The 17,930-nt window shown below is 63.9% G+C and carries 22 protein-coding genes; 5 read left to right on the top strand and 17 right to left on the bottom strand.

All coding sequences use genetic code 11. The features are described from left to right. Nucleotides 1–16: 16 nt before the first annotated feature. Both CRJ03_RS08365 and CRJ03_RS08370 read right to left on the bottom strand, forming a co-directional pair. The gene (locus CRJ03_RS08365) at nt 17–268 is read right to left on the bottom strand and encodes a hypothetical protein (protein WP_104018436.1); all 252 of its coding nucleotides are present in this window, start codon (nt 266–268) and stop codon (nt 17–19) included. Next, entirely contained in the window at nt 265–423 is a 159-nt protein-coding gene (locus CRJ03_RS08370; protein ID WP_104018437.1) for an Arc family DNA-binding protein, read from the bottom strand. Before CRJ03_RS08370 ends, CRJ03_RS08365 begins: the two co-directional genes overlap by 4 nt. A 78-nt stretch (nt 424–501) precedes the next feature. Between CRJ03_RS08370 and CRJ03_RS08375 the strand changes: the two genes are divergently transcribed. Further along, entirely contained in the window at nt 502–813 is a 312-nt protein-coding gene (locus CRJ03_RS08375) for an Arc family DNA-binding protein (RefSeq protein ID WP_104018438.1), read from the top strand. 86 nt (nt 814–899) lie between these two features. Then, on the top strand, nt 900–1,151 hold the full coding sequence (locus CRJ03_RS08380; RefSeq protein ID WP_104018439.1) for a hypothetical protein: 252 nt from the start codon (nt 900–902) through the stop codon (nt 1,149–1,151). A gap of 31 nt (nt 1,152–1,182) precedes the next feature. On the opposite strand, the gene CRJ03_RS08385 is transcribed toward CRJ03_RS08380, so the two are convergent. From CRJ03_RS08385 to CRJ03_RS08435, 12 genes are all read right to left on the bottom strand, one after another. After that, complete coding sequence (locus tag CRJ03_RS08385) at nt 1,183–1,539, bottom strand: hypothetical protein (protein ID WP_104018440.1); 357 nt, start codon at nt 1,537–1,539, stop codon at nt 1,183–1,185. Between the two features lie 2 nt (nt 1,540–1,541). Beyond that, nucleotides 1,542–2,015: a hypothetical protein gene (locus CRJ03_RS08390; protein ID WP_104018441.1), complete on the bottom strand. Its 474-nt coding sequence runs from the start codon at nt 2,013–2,015 to the stop codon at nt 1,542–1,544. Beyond that, a complete protein-coding gene (locus CRJ03_RS08395; protein WP_104018442.1) occupies nt 2,015–3,079 on the bottom strand; it encodes a phage portal protein in 1,065 nt (354 codons plus the stop codon). Before CRJ03_RS08395 ends, CRJ03_RS08390 begins: the two co-directional genes overlap by 1 nt. Nucleotide 3,080: 1 nt before the next feature. After that, on the bottom strand, nt 3,081–3,614 hold the full coding sequence (locus tag CRJ03_RS08400; RefSeq protein ID WP_104018443.1) for a hypothetical protein: 534 nt from the start codon (nt 3,612–3,614) through the stop codon (nt 3,081–3,083). Further along, nucleotides 3,614–4,159, bottom strand: coding sequence for an HK97 family phage prohead protease (locus CRJ03_RS08405; protein WP_240611614.1), 546 nt, complete (start codon nt 4,157–4,159; stop codon nt 3,614–3,616). Before CRJ03_RS08405 ends, CRJ03_RS08400 begins: the two co-directional genes overlap by 1 nt. A 65-nt stretch (nt 4,160–4,224) precedes the next feature. Further along, nucleotides 4,225–5,484 (bottom strand): phage major capsid protein, encoded by a 1,260-nt coding sequence (locus CRJ03_RS08410; RefSeq protein WP_104018445.1) that lies wholly within the window; start codon nt 5,482–5,484, stop codon nt 4,225–4,227. 1 nt (nt 5,485) lies between these two features. Continuing rightward, nucleotides 5,486–5,812, bottom strand: a complete 327-nt coding sequence (locus CRJ03_RS08415; RefSeq protein WP_104018446.1) for an HNH endonuclease — start codon at nt 5,810–5,812, stop codon at nt 5,486–5,488. Beyond that, complete coding sequence (locus CRJ03_RS08420) at nt 5,809–6,147, bottom strand: hypothetical protein (RefSeq protein WP_104018447.1); 339 nt, start codon at nt 6,145–6,147, stop codon at nt 5,809–5,811. The genes CRJ03_RS08415 and CRJ03_RS08420 overlap by 4 nt, the downstream gene beginning before the upstream one ends. Continuing rightward, a complete protein-coding gene (locus CRJ03_RS08425) occupies nt 6,138–7,670 on the bottom strand; it encodes a terminase large subunit domain-containing protein (RefSeq protein ID WP_240611615.1) in 1,533 nt (510 codons plus the stop codon). Before CRJ03_RS08425 ends, CRJ03_RS08420 begins: the two co-directional genes overlap by 10 nt. A 93-nt stretch (nt 7,671–7,763) precedes the next feature. Then, complete coding sequence (locus CRJ03_RS19875) at nt 7,764–7,913, bottom strand: hypothetical protein (protein ID WP_165375286.1); 150 nt, start codon at nt 7,911–7,913, stop codon at nt 7,764–7,766. Between the two features lie 10 nt (nt 7,914–7,923). Then, entirely contained in the window at nt 7,924–8,130 is a 207-nt protein-coding gene (locus CRJ03_RS08430) for a hypothetical protein (protein WP_104018448.1), read from the bottom strand. A 552-nt stretch (nt 8,131–8,682) separates the two neighbouring features. Next, on the bottom strand, nt 8,683–9,642 hold the full coding sequence (locus CRJ03_RS08435; RefSeq protein ID WP_240611616.1) for a hypothetical protein: 960 nt from the start codon (nt 9,640–9,642) through the stop codon (nt 8,683–8,685). Nucleotides 9,643–9,850: 208 nt separating this feature from the next. Here CRJ03_RS08435 and CRJ03_RS08440 point away from each other — a divergent pair, with 208 nt between their 5' ends. The 3 genes from CRJ03_RS08440 to aroA all read left to right on the top strand — a co-directional run bounded on the left by CRJ03_RS08440 (nt 9,851) and on the right by aroA (nt 14,112). Continuing rightward, complete coding sequence (locus CRJ03_RS08440) at nt 9,851–11,005, top strand: phosphoserine transaminase (protein ID WP_104018449.1); 1,155 nt, start codon at nt 9,851–9,853, stop codon at nt 11,003–11,005. Between the two features lie 86 nt (nt 11,006–11,091). Next, complete coding sequence (serA, locus tag CRJ03_RS08445) at nt 11,092–12,687, top strand: phosphoglycerate dehydrogenase (protein ID WP_104018450.1); 1,596 nt, start codon at nt 11,092–11,094, stop codon at nt 12,685–12,687. 78 nt (nt 12,688–12,765) lie between these two features. After that, nucleotides 12,766–14,112, top strand: a complete 1,347-nt coding sequence (gene aroA / locus CRJ03_RS08450) for a 3-phosphoshikimate 1-carboxyvinyltransferase (protein WP_104018451.1) — start codon at nt 12,766–12,768, stop codon at nt 14,110–14,112. Between the two features lie 32 nt (nt 14,113–14,144). On the opposite strand, the gene CRJ03_RS08455 is transcribed toward aroA, so the two are convergent. Genes CRJ03_RS08455 through CRJ03_RS08465 form a run of 3 tightly spaced genes read right to left on the bottom strand, consistent with a single transcriptional unit; the run spans nt 14,145 to nt 17,924 of the window. Next, the gene (locus CRJ03_RS08455) at nt 14,145–16,229 is read right to left on the bottom strand and encodes a dipeptide ABC transporter ATP-binding protein (RefSeq protein WP_104018452.1); all 2,085 of its coding nucleotides are present in this window, start codon (nt 16,227–16,229) and stop codon (nt 14,145–14,147) included. After that, on the bottom strand, nt 16,226–16,735 hold the full coding sequence (locus CRJ03_RS20570; RefSeq protein ID WP_104018453.1) for a uracil-DNA glycosylase family protein: 510 nt from the start codon (nt 16,733–16,735) through the stop codon (nt 16,226–16,228). The genes CRJ03_RS08455 and CRJ03_RS20570 overlap by 4 nt, the downstream gene beginning before the upstream one ends. 4 nt (nt 16,736–16,739) lie before the next feature. Next, nucleotides 16,740–17,924: an ABC transporter permease gene (locus CRJ03_RS08465; protein WP_104018454.1), complete on the bottom strand. Its 1,185-nt coding sequence runs from the start codon at nt 17,922–17,924 to the stop codon at nt 16,740–16,742. Nucleotides 17,925–17,930 lie beyond the last annotated feature (6 nt).

The raw sequence follows: 17,930 nt of genomic DNA on the forward strand, positions 1-17,930 counted from the left end.
GCGGGTGCTGGGCATGTCAGTTGCTCACTTCTTGGGGCTCGGTTTCGAGATTTTTGGTCTGCCTCTCGTAAAACTCGATACCCTCTTGCAGCTGCCACGCCTTGGCAATCAGAGCTTCAATCATCGGGGGCAGGGCATTTCTCGCCATTCTCACGATGGGGTCCGCCCGATCACCATCGGCCTCATTGATGAGAACGTCCAACCCCTCAAGCATGGAAGCCAGCTTGCAGGCGTCATGTCCCATCGTCGAAAGTGTCTGATCGCTCATGCCGCCGTCTCCTCTTGGCTGGGCTGATAGATTTCGCGCAGGTGCTGGACGATCTGCGCATTCATGGAACGGCCCTCACGCGCCGCCGCGTCTTTCACCTGGTCTTTCAGATCGTCGGGCATACGCAGCCCGTAGGGTTTGAGTTGTTGCGTCATTGGTCGCCTCCGTAGTCTCTCAAAAAACTACTATTAGTAGGCATTGCGTGCAAGGGATTTTTTCTACTAATAGAAACCATGTCAGACTCAGCGCCTAAGCAAGAGCCGCCCTATGGTCTACGGATGCCGCCCGACCTGAAGGATCGGGTGAAGGCAGCTGCGAAGGCGAATAATCGCAGCATGAATGCCGAGATCGTTGCCACGCTTGAAGAGAAGTATCCCGCGCCGCGATTGTCAGAGAGGGATGAAGCATTGATTCAATTCATGCTTGAGAACGTCCCAAAGGATGAAGTTGAGGCGTTCGTAACCGATATACTCAAGAGGCGCGGAATTTCTGACGACGACATTAGAGACGGGCTTATTCCCGGCGTGAAGCTTCGGGATGAATAGCTTCCCCGTCTGTCCCAACTTGGGACATACGCTCGACCCTTGGCGCGAGACGAAGAAAAACCAAAGGCACAAAAGGAAATGCACGAATGCAACACACCATTTCGTTAAGCGGCCAGAGCAGTGAAGACTTGGCCCATATTCTCATGACGCTGATGATAAAACTCACAACCGTCGAGGAATCCATCAAGTTGGACAACTCGCCATGGAACGCTGAAGACGTAAGGAAAATTGCAAATATTGCTCTTAGTGAGGTAAGCGCAGCCTTAGCGATTCTGGATTTGCCGAAGGAAGAGCTCAACCGCATTCATCAGATGGCAAAGTCAGACCTCGGATTGTGAAGGTTGATAGCCTAGGGTGGAAATTGACCGATCACCCCTTGGCCCGTCGCTTACTCTGCCGGAGCCGCTGGCCGCAGCTGAGCGAGCACGTCACCTGATCCTTGTTCACCGCCCGGAAAGAGCCGCCGCACCAGCCGCAGGTGCGGGTGCCCCGGTAGTAGTGCGGCACCGCATTCTTGCACGCCTTGCTGCACCACCGCGCATCGGCCCGCATGGTTACGGGCATGAGCGCGTGGCAGGTCTCGCACCGACGATCCTTGAGCGCCTCGGCCTTGGCCTCGCGCTCCAGCATGGTGTTGTGCGCCCGGATGCACCTCGGGCTGCAATAGACCTTGTTGGCCTTGCATGGCCACATATCGACGCCGCAGATGATGCAACGGGGCCGCATGTCTAGAGGTTCCATGTCACCACCCGCACAACCGTTTCCTCGCTCCCGTTCCGAAGGTTCTCCATCTGTTTGAAATGCGCGTTGGCGCAGAGCCTCCCGCAATACTTGTGGTGCCCCTCGGGCAGGGGGTTGTGGCACCTGATACACCGCGTCCGCTCGATCAGCGTTCCCGCCTGTATGGTGTGCTCGGGCTGGCCCTCATACCAGCTTGGCCGCACCGCACGGACCCTGCGCAGCGCGCCCTCCACCGTCGCTTGCGCGGCCCTGTCAGCGTCGAACCAATTCCAGCCCGAAAGGCACAGGCTGGCCCGGATGCCATGGCGCAGCGGCCCCTCCAGCCCGCCAATATAGGCAATCTCCCCCGAGGCGAACGCGGCCCGCATGGCATTGGCGAGACGCTCCTCCAGAGCATCCGCGCGCTGCTTTGCGAGACGCCCCCGCTCGGCCTCTCTCGCTTTGGTTTCTGCTTTGGCCATTACTCATCGCCCCACCCCACCAGCTTCATCGCCGTGTCAGGATCGACGCCCGCCTCTTTCGCCATCGCGAGCGCCTGGACGATCCCCGCCGCCGCGCGGGCACGCCCGCCTGCATCGAAGGCTTGGAGCGGGCGCATCACGTCTATCTGGACCGGCTGGCCCAGCTTTTCGCTTGCCTCTTGCGCGATAAGTCCGGCGATAGGTTGCAAGGTCCACGTGGCGAGCTGGCGTTGTATCTCGCGAGTTTGCGGCCCGGTAAGGTTCGGACTCATGAGCGACGGCAGAATGCCATAGGCCATGCAGATCGCGCCGCGCGCAGCCGTGAGCGCCTCGCCCAGCTTGGCACGGTCCAGATCGGGCGTCAGGTCTTGCGGGTGCCAGTCGGTTTGCGGGGCCGGGGCACCCGCCGCCGTGACGGTGACGCTCTCACGCAACAGGACGCGACCACGCCGCCCGCGAAAACCTCGGGCCAGCGTCGCGTTATCTGTATCCGGTTGCTCAGGCATGGGCACGACCTGCGAACCGATAGGCGCATCCGCGTAAATCTCCGACAGCGCCCGCTCGATCGCGTCGAGCGTTGCCGCCGTGAGCTGCGACCGGCGCAGCGGTGCCTGCCCGGCCCATGGGGCTGCAATGTCGGTGCCCGTGGTGACATGCAGCACCTCGGCGGCAAGCCGGGTTTCGCTCCTGCCACCTCCTACCTCGGGGATGCTCAGACGATAGGCGCGCGGCCTGCCGTTGCGAGTGCTCAAATCCCAATCGGATGCTGGCACCAGCCCCTGATCGGTGATCACGAACACCGCTTCACCGCGCAGTGCCAGCGCCCTTGCGGCCATTGCCAGCGTTCGCCGGTCGAGTAGATCGGTGCCCTCTACATCGGCCAGCGAAAGCCCGTTTTCCCAGAGCGACACGCAGCTTTGCACGGTGCTCGTAAGCTCCCCGATGCCTCGGGTGCCCGAGATATACGCCTCACGCGCGGTCAGCACCTCAGCCGTGAAGCCGGTGCCCATGGCCCGTTGCTCTACAGGCTCGGCCTTGCGTTTGAATATGTCGAGTAGGCCCATGTCACGCCCTCCGATATGGGCGCAGCAGATCGCCCGCGCCTGAGTTTTGCATCGCCCGCGCCATCCATGCCGGGTTGCGCTGATAGCTTTCCTCGATAGCGCCGCCCATGCCGACCGAATAGCTCGACACGCCCGCTCGATCCGAGACGTCGGCCATATAACCGGCCAGCCTGATAAACGCCTCGTCCACCGCCGCAGGCACCGTGCCGCCGCCCACGTCCGCCGTGATCCGGTAGGGGCCATCACCGGCCAGCACGACGCCGCCCATGAATGACGCATCAAGGCTGGCCGTGATCCATGCCGTGCCGTCCCAGACCTCTTGCGCCGTGATCGTCGCCGGGGTCAGATCGGGCACAAACTCGCCCGGCCCTTCCACCGTCCAGATCACTTGCCGCTCGGTCCAGCGGTGCGCGATGTAGCTTTCGATCCGCTGCCAGATCATGTCAGCGTCGAGCGCCGCCGCTGCCGTTGACAAGCCCGCCGGGGTTGCAGGATAGCTGGCCGGAATCGCCTCTTGTCGTTTGAGAATATCCATCACCGCCACCTCTCGATTGCATGACGCTTGCGCGTGAATATCCGAGCTTGCGGTGCGAGGCTCCAGTTGCGCGCCTCGATTTGCGTTTCCGAGTAGGCCGGACGTGTCACAAGCGACAGCTCGAACAGGATCGCCTCGTTGATCGTGCGGATCAGCGCGTTACCCTCAGCCGGGTCTTCCTCCTCCACCGTCTCGGCGTTGGGCACCGTCCGCTCGGGCGGAATCCTGAAACCGGGGCTGATCCCGGCAATCTGCCCTACGGCCAAGAGCGCCAGAGCATCCCGGACGTAGGACACATCCTCCAATTCCGAGGCAATATCCGCCGCGAAAGTGAGCGCCTCGGGTGTATCGGTCAGCTCAAGGGTGCCCGCGCCGCGGCTGGCAAGGGGCCGGTCGAAACTGTGCCCCACCAGCAGGTGCACCTCCTGCATTGTCTCGATGGAATGCCGGAATGCGCCCGAGGCGAATTGTTCCTTGCGCGGCCTGCCGGTCCTGCCGCCATCCGACAGGACCGCACGCGAATTGTAGGGGAAGCGCCCGGCCAATCGGACGCCCCCACCTTTCTTGCGGCGGACCTCAAGCCCGCCGCCTGCCACGCCACCCCAGAGCATTATTCGATGCCCGTGATGATCTCGATCTGAGACCCGCGCGGCACGGTGACATCCGCCGTCACGATCCCCGTCATCCGCAGCCCGCCCGATTGCGCGTCGGTGTAGACGTCGCGGATCAGGTCAATGCCGCCCCAGATCGCCATGAAGGCCGGGGGAAGCCCGCCCGCCGTGGTGCTCATCACCGCCGTGCTGGCAAGAGGCGACCCCGCCGGAGCGTCGAGCGCGTTGGACGTGGTGACGGTGTTCGGCATGGCCCGCGACAGGCGGTCCCATTCGGTGATGCCGGAGCCGCTATCGAAAATTGCGCCGTCCAGATCGCCCCAGACCTCGGGCCGCATCAGGAGCCGCACATCCGCCGGGCTGGCCGCTGCATTGTTGAGCATGAAGCGGATCGCCGCCGCCCGGAACAGCGAGTAGGTTGCCGCCGCCGCCGCGTCGGTTTCGGTGATCCCGTAGGTCGTTTTCCCCGGAATGATGCCCAGCGGCTGGCCGTTGGCCCCGGTCCCGAGGAACACCGCCTTGTCGAGCCCCACCTGCATGGCGTTGAGCATGTCGCGCCGCATGGCCTGTTCCAGCCCGGCCCCGCTTTGCTTCATCGCCTTGCGCGACATGCGCAGCTGCACCCCGAAATTGCTATCGGGGGCGAGGGACTTGTCCACCGTGGTAAAGGCGGTCGGCCCCGCCACGTTGGCGAGCTCGCCATCGGCCCAGCCCGCCGCGATGCTGGACGACACCACGGGATATTCTCGCTCGCCCTGGCCGATATTGATCGTTGCAACTCCCATGCGCCCGGCCACGGTCTGCGCGAACAGCCGGTCAACGATAGGCATGGTCTGCACCGGGTCAGGCGTGCCCGAGGCAATCGTTTCGCCCGCGCGGGTTTCGAGCATCGCCGCCAGCGGAATCGGCACGCCGCGATAACCGCCGGCGCTGCGCATTTCTTCGATCACCTCGGCAGTGCGCCCGGTGAAGGCGCGGCCCTCGTCCAGGTGGAACACCGCCTGCCGGAGCTCGAAACCGGATACTAGATCATCCCATTCCCGGCCCTCGCGGGTCTCCAGATCGGCCCCGGCCTCGCGGCGTTCGGTGTCCTCGGCCACCAGAGCCGCGCGATAGCGGGTCTCATTTGCCCGATACTCGCCGTCGAGCGTCTCCATCTGGCGGGTTTCATCTTCGGCCGGGCTTTCCTTGCCGACCAGCTCGGCCAGCGCGGATCGGATTTCCGATTGCCGACGCTGGATTTTCACACTCTCAAGCATGTCATTCTCCTATGTTGCTCGAAGGGTTCCGCCGCATGTCAGCGACAAGATCGCGCCACGCTTGGCGCTCGGGGGAAAGCTCGGGATGCCCGGCCTCCAGCCGTGTCTTGCGTCCGTGATCGACGCCACAGAGCGTTTGCAAATTGTCCAGATCGAAGGCCAGATCGGGGCGGTCGCGCACCGGCTTGATATGATCGACCTCCAGCCGATATCGTGAGCCGCACTGGACGCAGCACCAGCCGTCCCGCCGCTTGGCGGCAAGGCGCAGAGCTGGCCACCGCTTATCGCGGTAGACCTTGGCCCCGTGCCGATCATAACGGGGCCTCATGTCCGCACCTGCAATTCATGGAACCGCGCCACGCCGTCCGGTGCCAGCGGTGAAACCCGCGCGATGACATACTCGACGCCGCCGACGATGAGCTTGTCCGCCGTTGTCGGGGTGACGCTCAGGCCCTCGACGCTCACCAGCGCCCGCAGATCGCCGCTTTGAATGAGCGTTCCGTCGCGCACCTCTTGCGCATAATCGACAACCGCCACCGTGATTGCCGTATCAACTTCGGTCTGGACTGGTGCCCACTCAGGGCCGGTGTTGACGATCTGGCGCAGCGTGCCCGCTTGCCCGAAACGCGCGATGATCCGCGATGCCGCGTCCTTCATGCCCATGCTATCCGGCCTCCTCTTGCCGCTGGCCGGGCCAGCATCCGCGCGCCCTGCGCCACGGCCAGCACCGTTGCCGCCGCCGCGTCGATCCGGCCCGTCGATCTGCCCTTTGCCAGCTTGTGATTGTTCGCCGGGTCAATCAGCGTGATCGCGTCCGCAAAGGCAGAGCGCAGCAAAAGCGACGGCACCGTGCGCACCTTTTGCTCGAATAGCGCCCGCCGGAATCCTTCAACATCCGCCGCGCCGTCGAGCCATCCCATGCCGCGCCAGACGCAGGGCACCCGCTCCAGACCGGCCCCGCGCAGCGCGTCCACAAACTCGGCATGGCGAAACCTGTCTCCGACAATCGCGGCCAGCGCCTGCCCGTCGAGACGCGCCACCACCGCGCTCAGAAACTTGTCGAGCGGCACAATGGCCTCGCCCATGGTGATCAACTCGCCGCGCTCGGCCATCTCGCAATACCGGCTCGACACGCCGTCAGCCGCGCCACGATCCGCAAGGCCGGGGGTGCCGGGGAATGCCCCCAGTGCCTCCACCCGTCCCGACTCGGGCCAGTAAAGCGTTGCCGCAGACATGCTCCTACTGCCGCCCAGATCGACGCCCAGGACACACGGCCCCTCACGCGGGGGCAGAGCATCCGGCGCGACCTCAGCGGCCAGCCATTCATCCGTTGTGATCAGCACCGACCTATCATCGGACGCGACACGTTCATTGCGATTGAGATTGCGGAAGCTCGACAGGGCAGACCCGCCCCGCGCTATGGCCCGCCGCGCCTGCGCCACCAGCCATTCGGGCGATGAACCTATGCCCTCACGCGCGCCGGGGTTCGCCACCAGCAGGCTTTCCAGATCGTCAGGGGGCAGGCCCGGCTCGGGCCGATGCTCCTGCACAAAGGTGCCGGGGGGCGGTTCATCAAGCCACCGCGAAAAGGTGTTCACATCATCCGGGGCACTGGTCGAGATAATCAGCGCCCGGCCATCGCGCTTGCCCAGACCGGACAAGATAGCGTTCTCCAGATTGTCGCCTTTCTCACGCTCCCATGCGGCCCGCTCATCAAGTATGGCCAGCGTCGGTGCCCCCCCGAGGATCGACTTGCCATCCGCCGCGATGACGCGCGCCAGCCCGCCGCCGTTCTCTGCCGTCTCCACCTCCAGCTTGGACCCGCGCCGGATCGTGAATTGCTCTTGCTCCTCCTCGGGCAGACCCTCGATAAACCCGATCAGGAATCCGAACGCCGTCTTTGCCTGATCGCGGTTCCTCGCCGCGAATATGATCTCGCGTTTCGGCTGGGGCGCGATTTCGCCCATGAGGTGGCCAAGAGCGATGCCCGACGAAAGCGCCGTCTTGGCATTGCCGCGACCGATGGACAGGCACCCCACCGCGCAATCCTTGGCAAAAGCACCGCGCACAAAGTCTTTCTGAAAACTCGCCAGCCGCAGCTTGCGGCCAGCCCGCCGCCCCTCGGGCACCGTCAATCGTGACAGAAACCGCAGCGCCGCCGATGCCTCTTTCGATGCCCTAGCCATTATTTTTCCCCCGAATTTTTCGGAGAGAGAAAGGAACACCCCGCACCGCGACACCTCCCCACGACAGAACGCCGGGCATTGGGACCAAACCGCTCATGGATGCGCCCTCTTGGCCTCGGCCACGGCCTCTTGCACGATCCGTCGCCATTGTGCGGCCGCATCGTCGCGCCAGAACGTGCCCTTGCGGTTGCCGCTGCCGTAGTGGGCAAGCCGGGCATAAGGTGAGGACCACAGGCCGCGCACGCGCCATGGCTTACCTCGCGGCGCTGACGTAGCCGGTCAGTCCCTCATCGGTCAGCTGCATCCGGGCTTGGTTGGCATGGCCGGGGCTGACGCAGAGAATGTGCTCTTGCGGCTCGCCCGGTCGATCAACGGTGATCACGGCCCGGCCTGAAGGTGCGACCTCCACGCGGAAATGCCCGCCGCGCTTGCACATGAGCATATCGTCGATGTTGAACATGGTGCCGCCTCGATAAGTGAGCGTTCACGGTGTGTTCTATCATGGATTGCGGTATTATAATACCCCAAATGCGAATAGACACACCTCTCCCCCTTTCTGCCGTGGTATGCCCTGGGCTCAGGGTTGCCACGCCGGGGACCATCCGGGGCCGCTCGGGCCGCATACTCGGTTGCCTCGCCCTCGCGGGCCACGCCTCTCGACGTGTCTGCCGGTGCATTTTCTAGGGCTGCACCACCGTGGGCCGACTTCACCGGGGGTCTATTCCGGTGCTCTCGGTTGCCACGGCGTTGGACCCTCACGGGGCTTCCGCGCCACGGACCCGGTTGGAATGGGGACACCAGAGCCGGGATTTGATTGTTCATTGCCCGCTATTTCCGATGGGGCGGGCCAGATCACCTTGGGCCGGGATGGACAGAGGACCGGCAACCTCCCCGCTGATTTCGCTCAGCGGTCAGAAGCTAGGGCGGGTTGAGGATATGCCCGGTCTGGCCGGTCTGCTCCGGTGGGTTGACGCTCCAGCACCACGCCCATGATGCTGGGGCGCGGTGGTGTTCAACTCGCTGGCAAAAGCAGCTGGGTTATCTGTTCGCGGTCGGCCTTCTCGGCCTCGCAATCCTCAAGGTATTGGCTAGGGTCGATGTGCTGCCAAAGCGCCTCTTTGAGAATGTCCGCGATGATGTTGGGGGGCAGTGCTTCAAGCTGGCACGTGCCGCCGTTCCAGTTCTTGGAATGAGTGCTCGCCTTCGCTGGTGCGGTGGGCAGATCGTATTCGGCCACCTGCGCGCGGGTCAGCGCTATACGGTGAAAGTCCACTGTCACGTGCCCGTGTGGCCGGTCGGCCTCGACAAAGGCAGTCACGTCCTGCGCTACGCTATCGAAGATCGAAACGCCGCTCGGGTCATAGTCGCCCAGGTGCAGGATGATCGCGGGTTTCTCGATCCTGACGATACGGTCAGCCAAATCCTTCTTGGCAGTCAGGCTATCGAAGCCGCCCGACGAATAGGCGCGCACTGAAAAGGGTGCTGATACATCGTCGATCTGGGGCAACATGCCCGCCGCCTCGCACCAGACCTCGATATGAAGCTCTTGGCTTGCCAGCTTGTTGCGGGTGTATCTCCGGCCCATGCTGCGCACGTGGCGCAGGAAGTCGTCGCGGTCGTCGAAGTGATCGCGGCGATAGGTCGTCACGCCATCGTCGCGGATCGCGTCGAACGGAATGAACCGCGCCCGCCGCGCATTGGCCAGATGGTTGCACAAGCGGCCATAGGCGGATTCGCTCTTGTCGTATCCGTGCGCCCCCACCATGCGATAGAAGATTTGCCGACAGGTCAGGGGCCAGTATTGACGATACTCGTCCAGCACCGCCTGCACCTGATCAAGGAGCGCGCGGGTCTTGGCGTAGGGCCGATAATCGCTGATGTATCCGCGCGCCCTGCCAGATTTACACCCAGCCGCGATTTGATCCGTGTCACATTTACGGCCAGCCGCGATTTCCCCGACGCGCCCGCTCATGCCGCCGCCCTCGCAGCAACAATCCGCGAACATCCTGTGTCAGTTTTGTGCCACTTGGTCCCGAATGTTCCCGTTTCATTCTGCGACAAGTCGCCAGAACCCGCAGGGCAAGATGCTTTAGGACTTGCTGATTTTAAGGGGTTTCTGTAGAGGCGTCCGTGGGACACCCCTCCCCAACGAGGGGCGCTTATCTGGAAGGATAGCAGAAATGGCTATTGAACAACCGGTCGCGCGGCCGGAAAATCCGCGTTTTTCCTCTGGCCCCTGCGCCAAGTTCCCCGAATACAATGTAAATATGCTGGCCGACGCGCCGCTCGGGCGCTCGCATCGCGCCGCCGTGGGCAAGGCGCGGCTCAAGGCCGCCATCGACGGCACGCGCGAGATACTCGGCGTCCCGGACGACTACCGGATTGGCATCGTGCCCGCCTCGGATACCGGCGCGATGGAGATGGCGATGTGGTCGCTGCTGGGCGCGCGGCCCGTGGAAATGCTCGCCTGGGAGAGCTTTGGCGCAGGGTGGGTGACCGACGCGGTCAAGCAGCTCAAGCTCGAGGCGCAGGTGAAAACCGCCGAGTATGGCGAGATCGTGGACCTTGCATCGGTCGATACCGACAACGACGTGGTGTTTACATGGAACGGCACCACCTCGGGGGTGCGCGTGCCCAACGGCGACTGGATCAAACCCGACCGGCAGGGCCTGACGATCTGCGATGCCACCTCCGCCGCCTTTGCGCAGCGCCTGCCGTGGGACAAGCTGGATGTCACCACCTTCTCTTGGCAGAAGGTGCTGGGTGGCGAGGCGGCGCACGGCATGCTGATCCTCAGCCCCCGCGCGGTGGAGCGGCTGGAAAGCTATACCCCGCCCTGGCCGCTGCCCAAGATTTTCCGGCTCACGAAGAGTGGCAAGCTCAACGAGGGTATTTTCAAAGGCGAGACGATCAACACGCCCTCGATGCTGGCGGTGGAGGACTACCTCGCCGCGCTCGACTGGGCACGGTCCGTGGGGGGGCTCGAGGGTCTGCGCGCCCGGGCCAACGCCAATCTCGCCGCCGTGCAGGCCTTTGTCACCAACCACGACTGGCTGGCCTTTCTCGCCGCCGATCCGGCGGTGCGGTCCAATACATCCGTGTGCCTCAAGTTCACCGATGGGCGCATCACCGACGGCGCTGCCTTCGCCAAGGCGGTGGTCAAGCGGCTGGACGCCGAGGGCGTGGCCCATGACATCGGCGCCTACCGCGACGCGCCGCCGGGACTGCGCATCTGGTGCGGCGGCACGGTCGAGACCACGGATGTCGCTTCGCTGATGCCGTGGATCGAATGGGCCTACGAGGCCGAGATCGTGGCGCTGTCAGAGACGGCGTGACGCCGATTTCTTGAAAAGAAATCGGTCCGAATTCCTTTGAGGAATTCGGGCCTTTCCCCCAAATGTTTCATCAAAGGACCAGACACATGGCTCCCAAGGTTCTCGTATCCGACAAACTCTCTGAAACCGCCGTGCAGATCTTTCGCGACCGCGGCATCGACGTGGATTTCCAGCCCGACCTGGGCAAGGACAAGGACAGGCTGGCCGAGGTGATCGGCGACTATGACGGTCTGGCCATCCGCTCGGCCACCAAGGTCACCGAGAAGATCCTCGCCAACGCAACCAATCTCAAGGTGATCGCGCGGGCGGGCATCGGTACCGACAATATCGACAAGGTCGCGGCCAGCAAGAAGGGCGTGATCGTGATGAACACGCCCTTTGGCAACATGATCACCACCGCCGAGCACGCCATCGCGATGATGTTCGCCGTGGCGCGGCAGATACCCGAGGCGTCGGCCTCGACCCATGCGGGCAAGTGGGAAAAATCCCGCTTCATGGGGGTGGAACTGACCGGCAAGACGCTGGGTGTGATCGGCGCGGGCAATATCGGCGGCATCGTCTGCGACCGTGCGCGCGGGCTGAAGATGAAGGTGGTGGCCTATGATCCGTTCCTGGGCCAGGAGAAGGCCGACAAGATGGGGGTGGAGAAGGTCGAGCTTGAGGAGCTGCTCAAGCGCGCGGATTTCATCACGCTGCATGTGCCGCTGACCGACCAGACCCGCAACATCCTGAGCCGCGAGAACCTGGAGAAAACCAAGAAGGGCGTGCGCATCATCAACTGTGCGCGCGGCGGTCTGGTGGACGAGCATGCGCTGGCCGACCTGTTGAAATCGGGCCATGTGGCGGGCGCGGGGTTCGATGTCTTCGCCGAGGAACCCGCCGTGGATAACCCGCTCTTCGGGCTGCCTAACGTGGTCTGCACACCGCATCTCGGCGCGGCCACCACCGAGGCGCAGGAGAACGTCGCGCTTCAGGTGGCCGAGCAGATGTCGGATTACCTGCTGACCGGGGCCGTGACCAACGCGCTCAACATGCCTTCGGTCACTGCCGAGGAGGCCAAGATCATGGGGCCGTGGATCAAGCTCTCGGATCACCTGGGCAATTTCATCGGGCAGATGACCGACGAGCCGATCAAGGCGATCAACATCCTCTATGACGGCGTCGCGTCCGAGATGAACCTAGAGGCGCTGACCTGTGCCGCCGTGGCGGGCATCATGAAATCGGTGAACCCCGAGGTGAACATGGTCTCGGCCCCCGTGGTGGCCAAGGAGCGGGGCGTCAAGATCAGCACCACCAAGCAGGACAAGTCCGGCGCGTTCGAGGGCTATGTCAAGATCACCGTGGTCACCGACAAGCGCGAGCGCTCGATCGGGGGGACCGTGTTCAGCGATGGCAAGCCGCGCTTTATCCAGATCAAGGGCATCAATATCGACGCAGAGATCGGGCGGCACATGGTCTATACCACCAACGAGGACGTGCCGGGCATCATCGGCACGCTGGGCCAGACGATGGGCGAGCACGGCGTCAACATCGCCAACTTCACCCTTGGCCGGTCGGACGCGGGCGGCGAGGCGATCGCGCTGCTATACGTGGACGTGCCGGTGCCCGATGCGGCGATCGCGGCACTGCACGAAACCGGCAAGTTCCAGCAGATCCGCCCGCTGCAATTCGACGTGGGCTGATCTCGACCCGAGAGCGATGGACTTCGGTCGCCTGCCTGCGCTATCAGGCAGGCGATTTTCCTTTCGCGGAGCGCGCCCATGTCCGGCCACGGCATCCCTATCCCGATGACCTCGCACCGCGCCGGGCCGCTCTCCGGCACGGCGCATGTGCCGGGCGACAAGTCGATCTCGCACCGCGCGCTCATCCTGGGCGCGCTGTCGGTGGGCGAAACGGTCATCACCGGGCTTCTGGAAGGCGATGACGTGCTCGACACGGCCAAGGCGATGCGCGCCTTCGGGGCCGAGGCGACGCGCGACGCGGACGGCACATGGCGCGTGAACGGCGTGGGTGTGGGCGGCTTTGCCGAGCCGGATCAGGTGATCGATTGCGGCAATTCGGGCACCGGTGTGCGGCTCATCATGGGGGCGATGGCGACATCGCCCATTGCCGCCACCTTTACCGGCGACGCGAGCCTCAACAAGCGCCCGATGGCGCGGGTGACCGATCCGCTGGCGCTGTTCGGTGCGCGGGCGGTGGGGCGCGCGGGCGGTCGGCTGCCGATGACGGTGGTGGGCGCAGCCGACCCGGTGCCGGTGCGCTACGAGGTGCCGGTGCCGTCGGCGCAGGTGAAATCGGCCGTGCTGCTCGCAGGGCTCAATGCGCCGGGCGAGACGGTGGTAATCGAGCGTGAGGCGACGCGCGACCATACCGAGCGGATGCTCGCGGGGTTCGGTGCGCAGATCGTGACGGAGGAGACGGAGGAGGGCCGGGTCATCACCCTGACCGGGCAGCCGGAGCTGCGTCCGCAGAGCATCGTGGTGCCGCGCGACCCCTCATCGGCGGCGTTCCCGGTCTGTGCGGCGATTATCACGCCGGGTTCGGACGTTCTGGTGCCCAATATCGGGCTCAACCCGACGCGCGCGGGGCTTTTCACCACGCTGCGCGAGATGGGGGCCGATCTGGCGTATGAGAACGAGCGCGAAGAAGGCGGCGAGCCGGTGGCCGATTTGCGCGCGCGCTTCTCGCCCGACCTGTCGGGGGTCGAGGTGCCGCCCGAACGCGCCGCCAGCATGATCGACGAATACCCCGTGCTGTCGGTCGTCGCGGCCTTTGCCACTGGCAGGACGGTGATGCGCGGTGTCAAGGAACTCCGCGTCAAGGAAAGCGACCGGATCGCGGCGATGGCGGCAGGGCTGCGCGCAGGTGGCATCGCGGTCGAGGATGGCCCCGACTGGTGGATCGTCGAGGGGCGCGGGCATGGCAATGTGCCGGGCGGACAGACCTGCGCCAGCCATCTAGACCACCGCATTGCCATGTCGTTCATGGTGATGGGTATGGCCGCCCAAAGCCCCGTCAGCGTCGATGACGCCAGCCCGATTGCCACGTCCTTCCCTGTCTTCGAGCCGCTGATGGCGGCGCTTGGCGCGGATATCCGGCGGGGCTGAGCGCGGTTTCGCCAGGGGGACGGGGCGGCGCGCTATTCTGCGGCGATGCGGATCACCGGCTCCATCCGCGCGAGCGCCTCCTCGGAGAGGTGGCACTTCACCTGATGGCCGGGGGCGAGCTCGCGCACCGGGGGCACTTCGCGCTCGCAAAGGTTGCCGGGGACCTCGGATTTCCAGCGGCAGCGCGTCTGGAACGGGCAGCCGGGCGGCGGGTTCATCGCCGAGGGCACGTCGCCCTCGAGCACGATGTGGGTCTTTTCCACGCTGGTATCTGCGATGGGCACCGCCGACAGCAGAGCCTCGGTATAGGGGTGGTAGGGCGGTGAGAAGACCTGGTCGGTGGTGCCGAGCTCGACCACGTGGCCGAGATACATCACCATCACCCGGTCGCTGAGATAGCGCACGATCGAAAGGTCGTGCGAGATGAACAGCAGCGTCGTCTTGTGCTCGCGCTGGATTTCCATGAGCAGGTCGGTCACCGCCGCCTGCACGCTGACGTCGAGCGCCGATACCGGCTCGTCGGCCACCACGATGCGCGCGCCGCCGGCAAAGGCGCGGGCGATGCCCACGCGCTGTTTCTGCCCGCCCGAGAGCTGGCGCGGCATCCGGTCGGCGAATTCACGCGGCAGCTTGACGAGGTCCAGAAGGTGCAGCATCTCGTTGCGGCGCTCGGCATCGGTGGCACCGTGGCCGAACACCTCGAGCGCGCGGATGATCTGGCGGCCAACGGTCATCGACGGGTTGAGCGTGTCGAACGGGTTCTGGAACACCATCTGGATATCGGCGACGGTCTGGGTGTCGCGCTTCTGGATGGGGGTGGACTCGATATTGCGGTTGTCGAGCAGGATTTCGCCATCGGTCGCCGTCTCCAGCCCCATGAGCACCTTGGCAAAGGTGGATTTGCCGCAGCCCGATTCGCCCACGATGGCCAGCGTCTCGCTCTCGCGCGCCTCGAAGCTGAGCGTCTCGTTGGCCTTGACCACCTTGGTCGCACCGCCGCCACCGAAGAGCGCGTTGGCCGCGACCTCGTAGTATTTCTTGAGCTTGTCCATCTTGAGCACGACACGGCCCGGTTCTCTGGCCTCGTGTTGCGCCATCGCCTCGACCGGGGCGTGCCAGTCGATGTCAGCAAAGCGCACGCAGCGGGTGAAATGGCGGTCGTCGCCCTCGATCACCGCCATCGGGATATCGCCCGCGTCGCACAGCCCTGCCTTGAAGTAATCGCAGCGTGGCCCGAAATTGCAGCCCGGCGGGCGCTCGTGCGGCAGCGGGAAGTTGCCGGGAATTGCCTTCAACGGCCGTTCGTTCTTGTTTGCGCCAGGAAGCGGGATCGAGCGGAACAGCGCCTGCGTGTAGGGGTGCTGCATCTTGTCGAACACGTCCTTGATGCTGCCTGTCTCGACCGCCTCGCCGGAATACATCACGCAAATGCGGTCGCAGGTTTCCAGCACCAGCCCGAGATTGTGGCTGATGAACAGCATCGAGGTGCCGTATTTGCGGCCCAGATCCTTGACCAGCTCCACCACCGCCGCCTCGACCGTGACGTCGAGCGCGGTGGTGGGCTCGTCGAGGATCAGGAGCGAAGGCTTGGACATGAGCGCCATGGCGATCACGATGCGCTGTTGCTGGCCGCCCGAGAGCTGGTGCGGGTAGCTCTTGAGGATTCGCTCGGGGTCGGGCAGCTTGACATCGTTCACCACCTCCAGCGCGCGCGCCCAGGCGTCTTTTTCCGATATGCCCTCGTGGATCATCGGCACTTCGATCAGTTGACGGCCCACCTTCATGGCCGGGTTGAGCGAGGCCATCGGCTCCTGGTAGATCATCGCGATCTCGTTGCCGCGGATGTCGCGCAGCTCGGCGGCGCTCATCTGTCCCAGGTCGCGGCCCTTGAAGCGGATCGTGCCGCCGACGACGCGTCCGTTGACGCCCAGGTCCTGCATCACGCCCAGCGCCACGGTGGACTTGCCGCAGCCCGATTCACCCACGAGGCCCACAGCCTCGCCCGGTTGCACCGAGACGGAGAAATCCATCACCGCGGGTATCTCGCGCAGCCGGGTGAAGAAGGAAATCGACAGGTTGTCGATCTCGAGGATCGGCTGCTGACTGTCAACATTCATTGGTTTGGCCCACCTAGAAAGGGATTGTTTATTGTCTCAACCCAGTATCTCCAATTTCTTTCCCAAGATCCTCTGCGTGGTTTGTTTACTTTACGCGAGGTTGGATGAGGGTAAATTACTGACGGCTCTTTTCCGACTTCTCTGCATGCGATTTCCGCGTCTTTGCCAAGCGCGATGAGTATTGTATCGGAGTGGGAATTAAAAATCCTTCTGAGTCTCTCCAAGTTATCAGGATCGCGCAACTCTTTAAGTGATGGTGTGCCTCTCACTCTTACTTTTGTATGTGCATTAGCGAGTGAATAATCATCAATGCATGCTGATCTAAATGTCTCATTGTAGTGATCATGCAAAACTGAAAGCAGTGTTCGCAGCGAAGCTCCTGCGCGCCCTCTTGGAGAAAATGGTCGGTTATCCTCGCCTTCCATTCTGCCTGGGCAAGCACCTACAAAGATGATATGCGAAAGCGTATCGTTATTGGCTTGCCTATATCCTCTCACGTTACACATACCGTCAATCCCGCAGGCTTTCCTCTCGCAGCCCGTCGGCCAGCAGGTTGAGCCCCAGCACGAGACTCAGCAGCGCCAGCGCAGGCGGCAGGGCAGGGTGGAGGTAGAGCGACAGGAGCTTGCGCCCCTCGTTGATCGTGCTGCCCCAGTCCGGGCTCTCTGGGCTGAGGCCGAGGCCGAAGAAGCCCAGTGTGCCGAGCAGGATCGTGGTATAACCGATGCGCAGGCAGAAATCGACCAGAAGCGGCCCGCGCACATTGGGCAGGATTTCCCACAGCATGATGTACCACGGCCCCTCGCCGCGGGTCTGCGCGGCGGCGACGTAATCGCGCGTCTTGATGTCCATGGTCAGGCCGCGCACGATGCGGAACACGGTGGGCGAGTTGACGAACACGACCGCCACGAACACCACCAGCAAATTGGGCGGAAAGCCGATCAGGCCAAGCGGGTCGGCGTTCCACGCGATGCCAGAGTAGAGCCACAGCCCCACCACGAGCGTGATGCCGACGTAGATGTTGCGTGTTCTGGGCTGCGTGTGAAAGCGCGAGTTCCACAAGAGCACCAGGAACACGATGGGAAAGATGAAGAGCACCGCTGCCATGTAGACCGGGATGCCGGTGAGCACGATCTCGGGCGTGACCAGCAGGTAGAAGAGCAGGATCACCGGGAATGCGAGGATGAGGTTGGCGAGGAAGGACAGGAACGTGTCGAGCCGCCCGCCATAATAGCCTGCCGGCAGGCCCAGCGTGATGCCCACCATGAAGGCAAAGAGGCTGGCGAAGGGCGCGATCTTGATCACCTCCCACGCGCCTACCACCATGCGGCTGAACACGTCGCGCCCGAGGTTATCGCCGCCCAGCAGGTAATAGGGATAGGCGCCCTCCGCCGCCTCGCCCATCATCTTGGTATAGGGGGTGCCGGGCACCTTGTTCTTCATCGAGGCGGATTGGTCGAGCACGTCATGGGTGGTGATCATGTCGAAGCCGCCGCCGAGGATGCCGGTGAACACCCAGAACATCACGAGCGCGAAGCCCACCATGCCGATCGGGCTGTCAAACAGCTTGCCGTAGAGCCCCAGCCGCCGCTTGAAGGTAACCGACAGCGCGAAGGTGACGATGAGCGCGATCCATACCGGCGTGAACTGCCCGAGGATGCGCAGGATGATTTCGCCCCAGCTCAGCAGGTCCATGGCAGC

This window comes from Roseovarius nitratireducens (genome assembly GCF_002925845.1).
In the GTDB taxonomy this organism is placed as follows: domain Bacteria; phylum Pseudomonadota; class Alphaproteobacteria; order Rhodobacterales; family Rhodobacteraceae; genus Roseovarius; species Roseovarius nitratireducens.